Genomic DNA, 17,776 nt, shown 5'->3' on the forward strand with positions numbered 1-17,776 from the left:
TGGGTTGACGGGGTCCCGGCGTCAGCCGGCGACCTGCTTCTTCTGGCTGATGCGGAACACCACGAACTCCGCCGGCTTCACCGGGGCGATCCCGACCTCGACGACCAGGAGGCCCTGGTCGATCGACTCCGGCGGGTTCGTCTCGGCGTCGCACTTGACGTAGAACGCCTCGTCGGCGGAGGTGCCGAAGAGGGCACCGGCCGACCACAGGCCGCGGAGGAAGGCTCCGACGGTCCGCTTCACGCCCTCCCAGAGCGCCATGTCGTTGGGCTCGAAGACCGCCCACTGGGTGCCGGTGAGGATCGTCGCCTCGACCATGTTGAACAGGCGACGGACGTTGATGTAGTTCCAGTCGGTGTCCGAGGCGAGGGTGCGCGCGCCCCAGATGCGGATGCCGCGGGTGCCGAACGGACGGATGCAGTTGATGCCGATCGGGTTGAGCAGCGACTGCTCGTTCTGGGTGACGGTGCGCTCGATGTCGAGGACGCCCCGCATCGTGTCGTTGGCCGGGGCCTTCCACACGCCGCGGGTGTCGTCGGTCCGGGCCCAGACGCCGGCCACGTGGCCCGACGGCGGGATCAGGATCTCGCTGTTGCCGTTGACGCCGGTCGGGTTCTCGACCTTGACCCAGGGGTAGTACAGCGCGGCGTACGCCGAGTCGTACATCGCGACGTCGCTGCGCCACTCCTTGATCTGCTGGGGCGACATGCCGGGAGGCGCGTCGAGGACCGCCATCCGGTTGCCGTTCTGCTCGCAGTGCGAGATCAGCGAGGTCTGCACGGCCTTCCACAGGTTGAGGTCGACGGTGCCGTCCTCCCCGGTGGCGGCGGTGACCAGGTCGGGGACGATCACCATGGTGACGTCCTCGGCCACGGCCAGGCCGTTGATGCCGCGGCGGGCCGACTCGGACCCGGCGAACTTCGTGCCCGTGACCGGCACCGGGGTGGGCGCGGCCTTCTCGAGCGGGTACATGCCGGGCTTGACCAGCTCGAGCTGCGAGGCCAGGTCGACCTTGTCGTCCAGGTTGAGCTCGATCTTGATCTTCGTCGAGGTGGCGTTGACGGCCGTCGCGACGTTGGAGTCGCCGCTGCCGAAGCCGAGGCCGGAGAAGGACTCCACGGCCTCGCCGCCCTCGAGCACGGTGATGGTGAAGGTGGCCGGGCCGTCGGCCTCGTCGTCGCCGCCGTCGTCGGTGGTCACCTGGAGGGTGATGTTGGCGTCGGGCTCGACGCTCTCGACGGAGACGGGGAGACCCAGCGCGCGGTCCGCGGCCGGGAGGGCCAGGGTGGCCGGCTGGCCGGCGGGCTCGGTGTTCGGGACCCGGCAGATGTAGGCGATGCTGCCGCCGTTGGCGAAGTAGCCGTAGACGGAGAGCGGGAGGATGCAGCCCTCGGCGAACCCGCCGTAGAGGCCTTCGAACTGGGTCCAGCTCGTGACGAGCCGGGGGGACAGACCCTGGGGGTCGTTGGGGTCATCGTTCGGGAAGGTGGCCGTGAACCCGACGAAGGCAGCCACCGCGGTCGGCGCGGCGGACAGAACCTTCTGGGACGACGGGACCTCTTCGACGTAGACGCCGGGTGCGGTGTATGTGGGCATCTCTTTGATCCGCTCTCGCGACAGTTGGCAGGACATCGGCAGCCTGCGCCCGGCCTGGGGGGCCTGCAACGAGAACGGCGACACATGGCCCGAAATGACTATGCCGATGGCGCGAAGATGTCTTGACGGTTGGGTGCTGGGGTTTCGATGATCGGGCATGGCCAACCGCCCCGCCGCCGCGCTCGAGCTCCGCGAGGGCGACCAGCCGCGGCTGGTGGCGATGACCCGCAGCCCCACGGTGCGCGCCGGGCTCGCCCAGCGGGCCCGGATCCTGCTGCTCGCCGCCGACGGGCTCTCGAACACCGAGATCGCGGACAAGGTCGGGGTGTCGCGCCCGACGGTCCTGGTCTGGCGGCAGCGGTACGTCGACGCGGGGATCGACGGGCTCGACGACCGGACCCGCCCGGGGCGCCGTCCGCAGGCCGCCGCGTCGGACGTGCTGGCGGCCTCGCTCGCGACCCCGCCCCGCCGGCTGGCGGTGAGCCACTGGTCGTCGCGGCTGCTCGGTGAGCGGCTCGGTGTCGGTCGCGGCACGGTCGTGCGGGCCTGGCACGCCTACGGGCTCCAGCCGGTGCGCGGCGGCTTCCGGCTGTCGGTGACACCGGCGCTCACCGGCCAGGTGGCAGCAGTGCTCGCGCTGCGCCTGGGACCGCCGGAGAGCTTCGCGGTGCTCGACGTCCGCGAGCCGTCGCGGGCCGGCGACCGGACCGACGAGTCGGCCTCCGCCGACGCGCTGCGCGACCTCGGGGCCGCCCTGCAGCGCGACCTGCCACCGGCTCCTGTCGACGCCGCCAGCGCGCTGCTCGGCTTCCTCGACGAGGTCAACCGGTCCCGGACCCGGTGGCCGACGGCGTCACGGCTCCACCTGGTCACCGACGGCCGCGGGCCGGTCGCGCTGCCGGCGCTGCGCGAGGCCCTGGCGGTGCGCTCCCACATCACCGTCCACACGGTGCGCGACCCCGCGCGATGGCCCGACATGGCCGCGGCGTGGCTGTCGATGGCGGCGTACGGCGACGAGGAGGCGGGCTCGCTCGTGGCGGACCTGGAGCGGGTCCGCCAGGGACTCGCGCCGGGCGAGGTGTTCGCCTGGTCGCTGGGCGCGCGCTCGACCGGTGCCGAGCCGTGGCGGCTGATGCCTGCGCGGCCAACCGTCAAGTGACTTCAGAGCCACCAGACGGTCGGCTCAGTTGGACTGGGTCCGCACCGCGCCGGGCATCGTCATCTGGATGACCCCGCCGTACGCGCACTGGCACGTCGACCCCGACACCAGTGCGGGCTGGTTGCCCAGCATCGTCTTGATCGCGCCGGGCACCCACGGTGCCGGCACGAGGGGGACGCAGGGCATCGGGGTGAGCACGCCGAGCGCCGCCGCGGTGGCGGCTGCGACCGTCGGGTTGGCCAGGCTGTTGCACATGCCGAACGGCGGGATGTTCGCGCCGCCGATGTTGTCCATCGTCGTCGCCGCGGGCCTTCCCTCGATCATCACCTTGCTCACGCCCTTGGGCACCAGCGTCGACGGGGCGAGCCCGAAGGAGCACTGGAGCATCGCTCCCATCACTGCGTTCTGTCCCATGACGTCCTCCCGGTCTGTGGTGGGTGCCTAGCGCTTCGAGCCCTTGACCGACCCCTGCAACGGCTCGCCCGCACTCGTCACGAAGCAGATGACGCTGCGGTCGTCGTCCTCCCAGCTGCGGGCCGAGGGCAGCAGGTAGGTGTAGAAGAGCGAGGAGTCCAGGTAGTCGACCCCGACGTACTTGCCGTACGCGCCGGCGCAGGCGCCGTTGGCGAACTTCGCGAGGGCGTCGTCGCCCGGGTAGGTGTCGCCCGCGTCGCCACCGTCGGAGACGTAGGGGATCACGGCGTACGACTCCTGGGCGTGGTCCTCGTCGCAGTCGACCTCGCTGAGCTCGCTGAGCTGGGCCTTGACCTCGCCCTGGGCCTCGAAGCACTGCCCGACCCCGACGTCGAAGACGGACACGCCCAAGGTGTCGTCGCCGCGGCCGAAGTAGCCGCACCCGCTGACCAGCGGGACGGCGAGCAGGGCGGCCGTCGCGCCCGCCGCGCATCGCCCGAGGAGGGAGCGATCAGGCATGCGGACCGTCGTCCATCCGCGAGGCCATGCCGCTGATCCGCTCCACCGACGGGGGCGTGAGCTCCCAGTCGAAGGTGTCGGCTGCCACCGTGACCATCAGGCTGAACGACGCCTTGAGCGAGCCTCCGGACGCCGCCCAGATCTCCCGGACCTTGTTGTCGCTGTCGCCGAGGCCGAGTCGCACGGTCGAGGAGAGCTCGGCCGGGAGCAGGTCCTCGGGGATCGCCTCGACGCCCGCGAAGATGCTCACCACGTCGCCGAGCAGCTGGTGCTCGTCGCGGGGGCTGCCGGCCCAGGCGCTGACCAGGTAGCCGAGCTGCATCATCGGCTGCGGCCGGCGGCGCTGGGCGGGTCCGCCCTCGGGGTTGCGGGTCGCCGGGGCGGACGGCTGGTTGCTGCGCTGCACGTCGTACAGGAAGAGGTTCACCGTGATCCGCGACAGCTGTGCCGACCAGGTGCCGCTGGGCGGGTCGAACGAGACGTCGCCCATCTCCTCCGGGAGCGGGAGCCGCGCGCGGAGCAGCTTCTCGAGGCTCGAGTCCACGTGGCTGATGAACACGCGGCGAGTCTGGCACGCATCCCGTGGGGCCACACGAAATCGCCCAGATCGCCCCTCGGGTAGCGGTCCTCTCGACAGGTAGTTGACACCCCCCGAACGGGCCAGGGGATTGACCCCTTCGGGTTTCCCGATTCGGCCACGCACGCGGCCCCGGATTCCTAGGATCGGACGGTCAGCCAAGTCACCCGGGGAGGACAGTCGTGCGCGTAGCCACCGAGCACCGGCTGGTCACCGCCAACCCGGGAGAGACCGTCGAGGTCCGCGTCGACGTCGTCAACACCGGCGAGCTGATCGAGGGCGTGACCGCCCACCTCATCGGGCTGCCGGACGGGCAGATCTCCGTCGAGCCGCAGCTGCTGCCGCTGTTCCCGGACGCGCAGGGCCAGATCACGCTCTCGATCGGGGTGCCGACCCACCAGCCGGCCGGCATGCACCCGCTCACGATCGCGGTCGTGTCGCACGGCTCCGGCTCGCCCACGCAGCACGTCGACATCGACCTCTCCGTCTCGGCCCGACCCGGCATCAAGATGGTGCCGGACCCCCAGACGATCCGCTCCAAGCGCACCGGGCGCTTCGTCCTGAACATCGAGAACAGCGGCAACGTCGCGCTCGACGCGGTGCTGTCCTCGACCCAGGAGGACAAGCGCACCAAGACCCGGTTCACGCCCGAGACCGTGCACGTCGAGCCCGGCGTCTCGACGCCGGTGATCCTCGCGGTCAAGGGGCCTCGGATGTTCACCGGCTCCGAGACCGACCGGATGGTGACCGTCGGGCTGGTCGCCAAGCGGGCGCACACGATCCCGGCGATGGACGAGACCGAGACCGGTCCCGAGCTCGAGCGCGAGACCATCGTCCGTCTCCGGCAGAAGCCGCTGGTCAGCCGGGGCCTGCTGACCGCACTGATCCTGCTGGGCATCGTCGTCCTCTGGGCGGCGATCTTCCTGCTCGGCCTCACCCAGGTGCTGGCCGGCGACCCGATGACGAAGACGGCGCCCGCGTCCTTCTTCCCGGTGTCGGCCGACGACGCCTCCGGCGACCTCGACCCGTCCGCGGCGACCACCGGCCCGGCGCCTGCGGGCGCGATGCCCAAGACCGGCCTGCTGCCTGCCGGCGTCGGCGGGGAGATCAGCGGCACCGTGACCGCGGCCAGCGACCAGCTCCCCGCGGGTCGGATCACCGTGCAGGCCTACCGCCAGGGCCGCTCCAAGCTGCTGGAGGTCAGCTCGGCCGCGACCCAGTCCGACGGCACCTACACCCTCGCGGGGCTGTACCCCACGGCGTACCGGCTGAAGTTCAGCGCCGACGGCTACCGGCCGGTGTGGTACCCCAACGCCCCGTCCAAGGCGGGCGCCAAGCAGGTCACCGTCGCTGCGCAGGGCAAGTCCGAGGGCATCAACGTCGTCATCCAGGGCACGCCCGGCAGCATCACCGGCGACATCGACCCCGGTGCCTCGCTGGTCCCGGTCACCACCAAGGTCGTCGCGCGCTCGACCTCGGCGGCCGGCGGCAGCGCGCCGGTGGCGCAGACCGTCACCCACGGCGCGAGCTACTCGCTCGCCAACCTGCCGGCGCCGGCGACGTACGAGCTGAGCTTCAGCGCGCCCGGCTACCAGGCGACGAAGGTGGTCACGACCGTCGGCGCCGGCGAGTCCCGGATCCAGCCGACCGTCGTGCTCAGCTCCGGCAGCGGCCAGATCAGCGGCGTGGTCACGGACGGGACGAACCCCCTCGGCAACGTGACGATCACCAGCACCGTCGCCGGCCAGGAGGTCTCGGTCATCACCCCGACCACGGGCCAGGTCGGCGCCTACACCCTCGACCACCTGGCGACGCCCGGCACCTACATGCTCACGTTCACCAGCGAGGACCACGGCTCGCGTGCGGTGGTCGTCGACCTCGAGGCCGGGCAGAGCAAGACCGGGGTCAACGTCAAGCTGGCGGCGGGCACGGGCTGCGCCGTCGGCACCGTCAAGGACGCCGACGGCAACCTGCTCGGGGGCGTCAAGGTCCTCCAGGGCGGCTCCGTGCAGAGCGGCGGCACCGTCGACGCGAGCGCGATCCCGTCGACGACGACCCTGACCGAAGGGGCGGTCGGCAGCTTCTCGATCTGCGGGCTGAGCGCGCCCGGCGACTACACCCTGACCTTCGTCGCCGACGGCTACGCCTCGGAGACGGTGCCGCTCAGCCTGAGCGCCAACGGAACGCCGCCGAACGTCGCTGCCACCCTCGACACGGAGCTCGGCGGCATCCGGGGCACCGTCACCGGGCCCGGCGGCGGTGTGTTCGTCGGCGCGACCGTGACCGCGACGAACGGCGTCCGCTCCTGGGTGACGACCAGCAGCTCGGCCGGGGGCACCCTCACCAACGGCGGGTACCTCTTCAGCTCGCTGATGCCCGGCACCTACAGCGTCACCGTCACGGGCGACGGCCTCAAGCAGCAGACCGGCATCGTCACCGTGAAGTCCGGAGCCACCTCGGTCCAGGGCTTCGTGATGAAGGCGGCGGGCTGACGTGTACGTCGAGCTGAGCCAGCGCCGCATCATCGCCGTACCCCGGCGACCGGAGCCGATCGAGATCACGATCAGCAACACCAGCGACGTGATCGGCGGCTACACGCTCCGGTTCCTCGGCGCGGACCCGAGCTGGATCGAGGTCGACGAGACCGAGATCTCGCTCTTCCCCGACGAGACCCGGACCATCACCGCGATGATCACCGTGCCCGACGGGATGGTCGCCGGTGACCGGCGGATCACCGTGCAGGTGCGCGAGCTGACCCCGCCGGAGGCGACCAGCGTCGAGGAGGTCGTGCTCGTCGTCCCCGAGGCCCGGTCGGTGCAGATGCGGGTCGACCCGATGGCGCTCACGGCCGGCAAGGTCGGTCGCTTCGGCCTCCTGGTCGACAACACCGGCAACACGACCGTGAGCGGCCGCCTGACGGGCACGGACGCCGAGGGCAAGGTCCAGTTCGAGTTCGAGCCGCCGGTGCTCGACCTCGAGCCGGGGGAGCACGCGGTCGTCGAGATCAAGGCGAAGTCCAAGCGGCCGCTCGTCGGCGGTCCGTTCGTCCGCGTCCTCGACATCGGCATGGAGGACCCGCCGCCGGTCGGTGCGCCGGCGCCGGTGGCGCCGCCGCCCGCCGAGTCCGTCGACCAGAAGCTCACCGTCAAGACGCCCAAGAAGAAGAACCGCGCCGCGCCGAGCCCCGGCTCGGAGGAGCCGCCCCTCGCGAACGCCTCGTTCGTCCAGAAGGCCCTGCTGGGACGCGGCCTGCTGTCGCTCTTCGGCCTGCTCTTCGCGCTGTCGGTCTTCGCGGTCGTCATCACGCTGGCGCTCTCGAAGATCGTCGGCCAGTCCGCAGCCGACCGCAACCTCGCCCTGGAGATCGCCCAGGCGCGCAACGCCGCGGCCACCTCCGGCACCAGCGGGATGTCCGGGACCGTGCTGCTGCTGACATCGGGCAAGCCGGTGCCGGGTGTCGCCGTCGACGTCTTCCCGGCCGACGACACCTCGGCGCCCATCGCCAACACGGCGACCAGCAAGGCGGGCACCTGGTCGGTCTCGAACCTGCCCGCGGGCGACTACAAGATCACCTTCCGCGGTGCCGGGTTCGTCCAGATCTGGTACCCGCAGGCGCTGTCGGCGGACAACTCGAAGACGGTCACGCTCGAGGCCAACAGCAAGAAGGCGGGACTCGACGTCTCGCTCGGCGGTGTCCCCGCCTCGATCAAGGGGACCGTGCTCGGTGACGACGTCTCCGCCGCGTCCGTCGCGCTGACCGTGCCGGTGGCCGGCGGAGCCGGCACCAGCGGCTCCGACTCGACGACGGGCGCCGTCGTGCAGACCGTCCCGATCGGGTCGGACGGCTCGTTCGAGCTGACCAACGTGCCGTCACCCAGCGTGTACGACCTCGTCGTCACCAAGACCGGGTACGCCACCGCGACCCAGCGCGTCGACGTCGGTGCGGGCGAGGAGCGCGACGGCGTCGAGATCACCCTGCGCAAGGGCGACGGGGTGATCTCCGGGGCCGTCAGCTCCGCCTCCGGGGCACTCGGCGGGGTCACCATCACCGCGTCCTCCGGGCAGACCGAGGTCACCACGATCTCGTTGACGAGCGGGGATGTCGGCAGCTTCACGCTCCGCGGCCTGCCCACGCCCGCCAGCTACACCGTGGTCGCGAGCAAGCCCGGCTTCGCGACGCAGACCATGACGCTCACCCTGGCCAAGGGGCAGAAGCTGACCGGCGTCGCCCTCACGCTCGGCAAGTCGTCCGGCTCCCTCAACGGCTCCGTCACCCTGCTGCCCGACCGCGACCCCGCCGCCGGGGTGGCCGTCACGGTCACCGACGGCGAGCAGACGATCATCACCGCGACGCAGAGCTCGGGCGACATCGGCCGCTGGAAGGTCGGCGGCCTGGCCATCCCGGGCACCTACACCGTCACGTTCACCCGGTCCGACCTCGCCTCGCAGACCTTGTCGGTCTCGCTCGACGCGTCCGGCCAGATCACGCCCGGCTCGCAGGGCGCCACGGTCTCCGCGGCGGGGATCGAGGTGTCGATGCAACCGTCGGCCGCGGTCGTGAAGGGGACCATCAAGCAGCCCGAGTCCGGCTCCTCGTCGACGAACGTGCCGGTCGGTGAGGTGACCGTCCAGCTGAGCTCCGGCACCGCGACGTACACCGTCATCACGGCGACCGTGCCCGCCGCGGACCTCGGGAGCTATCGCATCGAGAACATCCCGCCCGGCACCTACACCGTCAGCGTCAGCCGCAACGGCGTCAGCCCGACGTCGACGATCATGCAGCTCACGGCGGGTCAGGTGCGCGACTACAGCCCGGTGCTCGCCGCCGCGGCCTCCATCTCCGGCACCGTCACCCAGGGCGGGTCGACGGTCCCCGCAGGCTGGTACGTCGACATCTACCGGTCCCCCGACTACCCGGACGACCCCTACCGGACGGTCCGCACCAACGCCGCAGGCCACTTCGAGTTCGACGACGTCGACGCGCCCGAGGTCTACGTCATCGAGGTCCGCCCGACCCGCGGCAGCGCGCCGCAGGGCTCGCGGACCGTCCAGCTCGCGGCCAGTGAGCAACGGACCATCAACCTGAGGGCCGAGCAATGACCTCGATGTTCCCGAGCACCGAACCCGCACCCGGGCTGGTGGTCGCCAGCCACCTGCGCACGGCTGCGGGCTCCCCGCTCCCGGTCGAGGTGACGCTGACCAACAACGCCACGTCGCCCCGCGTGCTCGCGGTCGGCGCGCTCGGGGTGGACGCTGCCTGGCTGCCCGCGCCGATCCGCACCGCGACGCTGGAGCCCGGCCAGAGCGTCATGGTCACGCTGGTCATGTCGCCGACCCAGGGGACCGTCCCGGCGCACTACCCGTTCGCGTTCACGGTCCAGGCCCTCGACCCGGCGAGCGGCCGGCCCTCCGGCGCCGCCGCCGTCATGGTCGACAGCACCCTGGTCGTCAACCCGCGCAACCAGCTCACGCTCGAGCTCCGGCCGCGGTCGACCTCGACCACGTCCTCACGCCGGATGAAGCTGGCGCTGCGCAACAGCGGCAACGAGCCCGCCCGCGTCACCCTGGGTGTCCAGACCTCGCCGCGCCTGCGGGTCAAGTTCCGCAAGAAGGTCGTGGAGGTGCTCCCCGGCGCCACCGAGCTGGTCAAGGGCAGGGCCACCGTGTCCCACCGGCGGCTGTTCGGCGGCAGCGAGCACCACACCTACACGGTCAGCGCGAGCGGCACGGAGTCGTTGCGGCACGTCGACGGCTCCGTCACCCAGCACCCGCTGGTCGGCACCATGCTCATGAAGACCGTGGCGCTGCTGTCCGTCCTCGCGATCTGGATCGGCGCGGCCGTCATCTTCATCCCGCAGCTCGCCGACCGGATCGGCGGCGGGTCGTCGACCACGACGACCACCGCCGACGGCGCCAAGGGCGGTGCCGGCAAGGACGGCGGAGGCGACGGCTCAGGCAGCTCGGGCGGCTCCGGGGGCACCGCTGGGACCGGCGGCGGCAGTGGCGGCACGGGCGATGCGAAGTCGGCGGCGGCCGGCACCGACGACTCCGAGCTCACCCTGACCGGCACCGTCGCGGGCGACCAGCCCGGCGGCGTACGGGTCAGCCTCGAGCCGACGTCGCTCGTCGACGAGAAGGCCCAGGGCGGCGTCGGCGTCGGCGTACCGAGGACGCAGCTGGGCTCCTCGGGGATGAGCCTCGCGTCCGCGTTCCTCAACCAGTCGTTGCCGACGACCCCGTCGGACCGTACGGCGACGACCACGACGGACGGGTCCTGGGCCTTCGCGAAGGTGAAGAAGCCCGGCTACTACCTGCTCACCTTCAGCAAGCCCGGCTTCCAGAAGCAGTCCTTCGTCATCGACTCGACGAGCGACGCCGCGGCCGAGCCGCTCGAGGTCGACCTCGCCGCCGGCAACGGCACGCTGTCGGGCACGGTCGTCGGCCCGAGCGGCAAGGTCGGCGCGGCCACGGTGACGATCTCCGACGGCACGACGACCATCACGACGAGCACCAACTCGCGCGGCGACGTCGGCCACTGGATGGTCAAGGGCCTGTCGACCCCCGGCTCCTACGTCGTCCAGGCCTCGAAGCCCGGACTGTCGAGCGAGTCGCGGATGGTCAGCCTGGCCGCGGGTGGGACCGCGACCGCCGACCTCGAGGTGAAGGCCGGCGTCGCCAGCCTCACCGGCCGGGTCCGCTCGGCCAACGCCTCGGGCGAGCTCGCGGGCATCGGCGGCGCGACGGTCACGGTCACCAGCGAGTCCGGCGAGGTGCGCACCGCGACCACGCTGACCCAGGGCGACAAGGTCGCGGGCAGCAACGCGCGGGTCTCCGCCGACTTCGTGGGCACCTACACGGTCCCGGGCCTTCCCGCACCCGGGACGTACGTCGTCACCCTGACCGGCCCGGGCATGCAGACGCAGACCAGCAAGGTCACGCTGAAGCCCGGGCAGTCGCGCGCCGGGAGCAGCGCCGACCTGGTGCCGTCGAGCGGCTCGGTCAGCGGAACCGTCAGCAGCAAGGCGACCTCGGGTGACACGGAGCCCGTCATCGGCGCCGGGCTCACGCTCTCGAACGCCGAGAACACCTACAAGACGATGTCGACGTCACAGCCCGCCGGCAGCTACCTCTTCGACGGCGTGGCACCCGGCACCTACGCGCTGACGACGCAGTTCTTCGGCTTCGTGACCGACCACGTCACCGTCACCGTCCGCGCCGGTCGCACCACCAACCTCGACCGGGTCGTCGACGAGCTCGCCGGGGGCGTCCTGGCCGGCCGCTCGAAGATCCAGGGCCAGGTGGTCGACGCGGGCACCGGCCTGGCGATCCCCTGCGTGCCGGCCGGGACCGAGTGCCTGACCGCCCGGGTCTTCGAGCCCGACATCGACACCGACGGAGCCAGCGCCGACCCGAGCGGCGACGACGGCGTCACGTACTCGACGACGTTCCTCCCGGGCGACACGTTCACCCTTCCGGAGGACACGGACACCGGCCTGCTCCCGGGCCTGCACACCATCGAGGTCACCGCACCGAGCTACGAGCTGGCCACCACCCGGGTCCAGGTGCCAGCCGACGGCACCGTCAACGTCGGGACCCTCGGCCTCTTCCCGGCGCCGAAGGTCACCGGCACGATCACCTCGGTCGTGGGCACGCCCACCGGTCCGACCTGCATCTGGGTGGTGCCGACGGGCGACGACGAGCCGACCCAGTCGTGCACGGACGCGACGACCGGACCCGACCCGACCTGCACGTTCCAGAGCGGCACCTTCGACCTCGACTCCACCGAGGACGAGCCGGTCTGTGCCTTCGTCAACGGCCGCGGCAGCTACTCCGTCGAGGTGCTCAAGCACGGCTCGTACACGGTCTACGTCAAGCCGTCCGACGGCGAGTACGAGCCCGCCGACCCGGCGGTGAAGGTCCTGGGGGTGGGCGACACCCAGAACTTCAGCGTGCCGCTGCACCGCAAGGGCCGGCTGACGGTGACGGTCCGCAAGCCCGGCACCTCGGGCAACCTGGTTCCGGCCACCCTGGTGCCGGTGCGGCTCGACCCGGGCACCCCCGCCGACACCTCCGACGACACCCTGGGCACGACCGACGGCACCGGCCGCGCGTCGTTCACCAAGATCAAGGACGCGACCTACACGGTCTCGGCCGTGGACACCGCCGGGCTCAAGGACTCGCGAGAAGGCGTCTTCATCGGGCTCGACCAGGACATCGCGGTCGACCTCACGCTGACCCTGCCGATCGGCAACGTCGTCGGGCAGGTGACCGCCAACATCGACGGCACGGCGAAGAAGATCGACGGCGCGGACGTGAAGGTCGTCGCACCGAGCACGTACAACACCGGATCCACCGTTCTCGGCACCGCGGAGATGACCACCGACGCGCTCGGGTGCTTCGCGATCCAGCCGAGCCCCACGGACGGGGGCACCACCGAGCCGAGCGCCGGGGAGTGCCCCTCGACCGGTGACTGGACCGGCGACTCGCTCGCCGTGCAGACGTTCCGCTCCAGCGCGGCCTCGTCGATCGAGATCAACAAGACCGGCTACGACCCGCTGCTGATCACGAACCGCCAGCTGCTGACGAGCGGCCTGAACGCGTTCACGCTCAACCCCACCGCGATCGACGGAAACTCGCTCGCGCTCGAGTCGACCCCGAACGACAGCGGCATCAGCTGGGCGAACGTGACCTTCAGCGTCGACATCACGGGTGGCGGGACGTTCGTGTCGCTGACGGCGAGCCCGGACGCGGCTGCCGGGCACGCCCACCTGAACTGGAACGACTCACGGCTGCCGGCGGGGATGGCGCGCCCCGGTCACTACAAGGTCACCGCGACGCTCGCGGGCTACGAGTCCGTCCCGCTGGGCGTCACCTGCGACGTCGGCGCGACCGCCTGCACCTGGGACGGCGGCGGCCCGCTGACGCTGGTCAAGCAGGGCTCGCTCACCATCTCCACGGTGGACGGCCCCGCCACCGACGGCTCGGCGAACGTGAACGGCGCCCAGTACACCCTCTTCAAGGGCACCACCGAGCTCCAGACGGTGACCGCCCCGGCATCCTCCAACACGGTCACCTTCACGGGCCTCAAGCCCAACGCCACCGACTACAAGGTGCGGATCCGTGCGGCGTCGCACGCGTTCGGCACCGCCGGCGGCGGCAGCGGCTCCCTGCCGATGGCCTGTGACGCGCCGACCCCCGTGTCCGCACGGACGACGACGAACATCCCGCCGGGCAACGTGCAGTCCTGCACGGTGACGCTCACGAGGCTGAGCACGGTCACCGGCACGGTGGAAGGCATCATCGCCGACCAGCCGGCACCGCCGGGCGCCCAGACCCGCGAGCTCGCCAACGCGCAGGTCCAGCTGACCAGGTGCGACACGATCCCGGCAGGCCAGCACTACTGCACGCACGTCGACGCGACGGACCGGTTCACGGCCTCGGTCAACGAGCTGGGTCAGTTCATCCTCACCGGCTCCACCAGCCAGGAGGGCATCAAGTCGGGCAACTGGCTGCTGACCGCGACGGCGCCCGGCTTCGACCTGCCGACCGCCACTCCCTCCGGGGCGCTGCCGGGCGTGCTGCTCGAGAACCTGACCGGTGACGTCGCCCAGAACATCGACATGTTCGTCGACCTGACCACGGTGACGGTCAACGTGACCGACCAGGTCGGCACGGTGACCGGCGCGGACGTCAAGCTCCAGACCCCCGACGGGCTCACCGACCTCCCGTACGTCGCCCACGAGACTCCCGCGGGCTCCGGGAAGTACGTCTTCGAGGACGTCGTGCCCGGCTCCTACAAGATCGCCGTCGCCAAGTCGGGCTACATCTCGACGGCGAGCTCGACGAAGTTCGAGGAGGGCATCGCGTCCTTCACGCGCGACATCGGCATCATCCGCGGCTCCAGCATCGCGAGCGGCGTCGTCGCCACCGGCATCGACGGCGTACGCGTGCGGATCTGTGACGACCAGACGTGCAGCCACGGTGCGGGTGAGGGCACCGACCGGCAGGCGATGGTGAAGACCACGGGCGCCAACCCGGCGATCCCCTCGCAGCACGGCTACTTCAACTTCACCACGGTGCCCGACGGCACCTGGTGGGTCGTGTTCGACAAGCACGGCTACCTCACCCAGGCGATGGGCAGCTACCTCTTCAGCTACGTCGCGGCGGGCTTCACCAACATCAACCCGACGCTGGTCGTCGTCACCCGCGGCGTCACGATCGACGTGTCACCGAGCTGGACGAGCGGCGACACCGACGGCTCCCAGGTGACGCTCAGCCGGACGGGCGGCCCGACGATCCCGGTGGCCACCGTGGCGTCGGGAGCGGCGACGTTCGAGGGCGTGCCGTGGGGGTGCTGGCAGGTCAACGTCACCCCTGACCGCGCGCACGACCACTACGGACGGGCGGGCGACGTCGACGACACCGGCAACGGGGACGACGAGGTCACGGGCTGCACCGGCCTGGTGGTCTCCGGCGACGAGACCGACGCCGACCGCGCCACCGGCGACGTCATCCTCCACGAGGGTGCGGTCGCGATCAGCGTCGACAAGGACATGGTGGCGGGCTTCGCGGGCAGCGGCTTCCCGGCGTCGGTCAAGGTCAGCATCACCCGCTCCGGGGACGACCCGGGCGTGACGCCCGTCGACGTCAGCGTCGGCGCCTCGTCGCCCACGATCGTCTGGCTCCCGACGGGCGGCAACGGCTACGTGGTCAGTGCCGACCCGCCTGCCTCCGAGAAGTTCTGGGGCTCCGACCAGACGACCACCGACCCGGTGCCGGACGCGAAGCCGGCCAGCGGGGCGCTCGACGTCCCGCTGAGCATCGAGGGGAAGTTCGCGACCCTCGTGGTCACCGTCAACGGTCACATCCCCAGCGACCCGCAGGCCCTGCTGACGCTGACCTCCACCGACACGACCGTGCCGGACGCCGCCCCCCACGACTACACGGACGAGATCGGGACCGGCACCGGCTACACCTACACGTACTACCTGCCTGCCGGCAGCTGGACCGTGTCGGCGACGGTCGACGGCCGACCGGGCGACGAGACCATCGACATCGACGACCCGGACGGTCCGGAGACCGACGGCTCCTACGCGATGACGATCACGGTGCCCCTGCCGCCGGCTACCAGCGTCACGGCGGGCCACCCGGGTTCGTTCTCGCCGACCGGCGCGGTGAAGCCGGAGACCCTGACGGACATCAGGACCGACGACAACTTCGACCTGAGCCCGGCCGCGATCTGGGACAAGAACGACTACGTCGTCCTGGGCAACGGCGGCAACGCCTACTGGGACGGCGTGACCTGGCAGAGTGGCAAGTCGCCCGGCCCGCCGGCCACCGGCGTCTCGGCGGGTCACCCTGGTTCGTTCTCCCCGTCCGGCTCGGTGCCGCCGACCAACCTGATGGCGATCAGGAACGACACCCACTTCGGCCTGGGCTCGGCCGCGGTCTGGGCCAAGAACGACTACGTCGTCCTGGGCAACGGCGACTTCACCTACTGGGACGGCTCGACCTGGCAGGACGGCAAGTCCCCGGGCCCGGTCACCGGGGCCAAGGATGACGGCACCTTCACGCCGGCGGCCTCCCCGATCCCCTACGACCTGGCGGCGCTCTCCGGGGTCACGGCGACCCCGGCGGCGGCGTGGGCGACGGGCAAGAAGGTCACGCTCGGCAACGGGAACCCGGCGTACTGGAACGGGACGGCCTGGGTCGCGGGCACGGCTCCGTGAGCTGAGGAGCCTCAGCGCAGGGAGTACGTCGCGAGCGAGACGCCCACGTAGTGCGCGACGAACGCGAGGATCGTGAAGGTGTGGAAGACCTCGTGGAAGCCGAACCAGCGCGGCCACGGGTTGGGCCGCTTGAAGCCGTAGACGGCTCCGCCGAACGTGTAGAGCGCGCCGCCGACCACGATCATCGTGAACGTCGCGACGCCGATGCCGACGCCCAGACGGGTGGCCCCGTCGAGGAAGGACGGCAGGAAGAAGACGGCCGCCCAGCCCATCGCGATGTAGAGCGGCACGTAGAGCCAGCGGGGGGCGTCGGTCCAGAAGATCCGGAAGAGCACGCCGAGGATGGCGCCGGTCCACACGGTGCCGAGCAGGATCCAGCGCGTCGAGCCGTCGAGGAGCAGCAGGCTGAAGGCGGTGTAGGAGCCGGCGATCAGCAGGAAGATGTTGGCGTGGTCGAAGCGCCGGAGGAACGCCCACGTGCGCGGTGACCAGGTGCCGGTGTGGTAGATCGCCGACACGGTGAAGAGGACCAGTGCGGTCCCGGTGAAGAAGGCCGAGCCGATCCGGGTGGTGCTGTTGGGCGACAGCGCGATCAGCACGATGCCGGCCGCCAGGGTCAGGGGGGCGGTGCCGAGGTGCAGCCAGCCGCGGAGCTTGGGCTTGATGTCGGCCGCGAGGTCGGCGACGGCGTCCTGCAGGTGGTCGAGCCCCGCGCGCATCGTCTCGTTCACGGACTGGTTCATGACGGAGAACCTACCCGGAGGTAGGGCACGGAAACGCCACACGCGGTGAACGTCACGTCAACGTCTCCGGCACGCGCACCGACGCCGTACCATCGACGGGTGGACTGGAAGCGGGGAGCTCGGAGGGTGCTCTATCCCGCCTACGAGGCGCGGATGCTCCGGCGGATGCCCGACGACGTCCCCCAGCACGTCGGCGTCATGCTCGACGGCAACCGCCGGTGGGCGAAGGCCGTCGGTCGCGACACCGCTCACGGGCACCGGGCCGGCGCCGCGAACATCGAGCCGTTGCTCGGCTGGTGCGACGAGGTCGGGATCGAGGTCGTCACCCTGTGGCTGCTGTCGACCGACAACCTCAACCGGCCCGACGAGGAGCTGGCACCGCTGCTCGACATCATCGGCGAGGCGGTCGCCTCGCTCGCCGACCAGCAGCGCTGGCGGATCCACCCCGTGGGTGCCCTCGACCTGCTGCCGGCCTCGGTCTCGGAGCAGCTCAAGGCCGCGGAGGAGGCGACCCGCGACGTCGACGGGATGCTCGTCAACGTCGCCGTCGGGTACGGCGGTCGCCGCGAGATCGCCGACGCCGTGCGCTCGCTGCTCCACGAGTCGGCAGCCAAGGGGATGTCCCTCGAGGACCTCGCGACCGTCATCGACGTCGAGCACATCGCGGAGCACCTCTACACCAAGGGCCAGCCCGATCCGGACCTCGTCATCCGTACGTCGGGCGAGCAGCGCCTGGGCGGCTTCCTGCTGTGGCAGAGCGCGAAGTCGGAGTTCTACTTCTGCGAGGCCTACTGGCCCGACTTCCGGCGCGTGGACTTCCTGCGCGCCATCCGCGCGTACGCCCAGCGCGAGCGCAGATTCGGATCCTGAGCGGTCCGTATTTCCGCTACGTGACGTTCACCCAACGGTCGGGCGTGTCGCCCCGGAACGTGCCCCGCAGCGGCGTACTTTCCGAGGTATCGGGGAGTGGGGAAGCTCGCCGTATCGGGAGGCCCGTTCGTGAGTATTCACGACTGCACAGCGCAGCAGCGTTGCTGGT

At 71.2% G+C, this 17,776-nt stretch carries 10 protein-coding genes; 5 read left to right on the top strand and 5 right to left on the bottom strand.

Annotated features, from left to right (window positions below):
• Nucleotides 1–21: 21 nt before the first annotated feature.
• Nucleotides 22–1,596, bottom strand: a complete 1,575-nt coding sequence (locus ACFPYL_RS06690) for a phage tail sheath family protein (protein ID WP_379152032.1) — start codon at nt 1,594–1,596, stop codon at nt 22–24.
• 157 nt (nt 1,597–1,753) lie between these two features.
• On the opposite strand from ACFPYL_RS06690, the gene ACFPYL_RS06695 reads away from it, so the two are divergent.
• Nucleotides 1,754–2,755 carry a helix-turn-helix domain-containing protein gene (locus ACFPYL_RS06695; RefSeq protein WP_379152035.1) on the top strand — a complete coding sequence of 334 codons (1,002 nt, stop codon included), beginning with the start codon at nt 1,754–1,756 and terminating at the stop codon, nt 2,753–2,755.
• A 24-nt stretch (nt 2,756–2,779) separates the two neighbouring features.
• Here ACFPYL_RS06695 and ACFPYL_RS06700 read toward each other — a convergent pair whose 3' ends face one another.
• The 3 genes from ACFPYL_RS06700 to ACFPYL_RS06710 are packed head-to-tail and all read right to left on the bottom strand — an operon-like array spanning nt 2,780 to nt 4,247.
• Nucleotides 2,780–3,169 (bottom strand): DUF4280 domain-containing protein, encoded by a 390-nt coding sequence (locus ACFPYL_RS06700; protein WP_379152038.1) that lies wholly within the window; start codon nt 3,167–3,169, stop codon nt 2,780–2,782.
• Between the two features lie 27 nt (nt 3,170–3,196).
• On the bottom strand, nt 3,197–3,688 hold the full coding sequence (locus ACFPYL_RS06705) for a septum formation family protein (RefSeq protein ID WP_379152041.1): 492 nt from the start codon (nt 3,686–3,688) through the stop codon (nt 3,197–3,199).
• Complete coding sequence (locus ACFPYL_RS06710) at nt 3,681–4,247, bottom strand: DUF4255 domain-containing protein (RefSeq protein WP_056157457.1); 567 nt, start codon at nt 4,245–4,247, stop codon at nt 3,681–3,683. Before ACFPYL_RS06710 ends, ACFPYL_RS06705 begins: the two co-directional genes overlap by 8 nt.
• A gap of 200 nt (nt 4,248–4,447) precedes the next feature.
• On the opposite strand from ACFPYL_RS06710, the gene ACFPYL_RS06715 reads away from it, so the two are divergent.
• The 3 genes from ACFPYL_RS06715 to ACFPYL_RS06725 are packed head-to-tail and all read left to right on the top strand — an operon-like array spanning nt 4,448 to nt 15,994.
• Nucleotides 4,448–6,757: a carboxypeptidase regulatory-like domain-containing protein gene (locus ACFPYL_RS06715; protein WP_379152044.1), complete on the top strand. Its 2,310-nt coding sequence runs from the start codon at nt 4,448–4,450 to the stop codon at nt 6,755–6,757.
• Between the two features lies 1 nt (nt 6,758).
• Nucleotides 6,759–9,365 carry a carboxypeptidase regulatory-like domain-containing protein gene (locus tag ACFPYL_RS06720; protein WP_379152047.1) on the top strand — a complete coding sequence of 869 codons (2,607 nt, stop codon included), beginning with the start codon at nt 6,759–6,761 and terminating at the stop codon, nt 9,363–9,365.
• Nucleotides 9,362–15,994: a carboxypeptidase regulatory-like domain-containing protein gene (locus ACFPYL_RS06725; RefSeq protein ID WP_379152049.1), complete on the top strand. Its 6,633-nt coding sequence runs from the start codon at nt 9,362–9,364 to the stop codon at nt 15,992–15,994. The genes ACFPYL_RS06720 and ACFPYL_RS06725 overlap by 4 nt, the downstream gene beginning before the upstream one ends.
• Before the next feature lie 11 nt (nt 15,995–16,005).
• Here the strand turns inward: ACFPYL_RS06725 and trhA are convergent, their stop codons facing one another.
• A complete protein-coding gene (gene trhA / locus ACFPYL_RS06730; RefSeq protein ID WP_379152052.1) occupies nt 16,006–16,737 on the bottom strand; it encodes a PAQR family membrane homeostasis protein TrhA in 732 nt (243 codons plus the stop codon).
• A 99-nt stretch (nt 16,738–16,836) separates the two neighbouring features.
• On the opposite strand from trhA, the gene ACFPYL_RS06735 reads away from it, so the two are divergent.
• Nucleotides 16,837–17,607, top strand: a complete 771-nt coding sequence (locus ACFPYL_RS06735) for an isoprenyl transferase (protein ID WP_379152054.1) — start codon at nt 16,837–16,839, stop codon at nt 17,605–17,607.
• Nucleotides 17,608–17,776 lie beyond the last annotated feature (169 nt).

It is taken from the genome of Nocardioides hankookensis (assembly GCF_042658885.1).
Classification (GTDB): Bacteria; Actinomycetota; Actinomycetes; order Propionibacteriales; family Nocardioidaceae; genus Nocardioides; species Nocardioides hankookensis.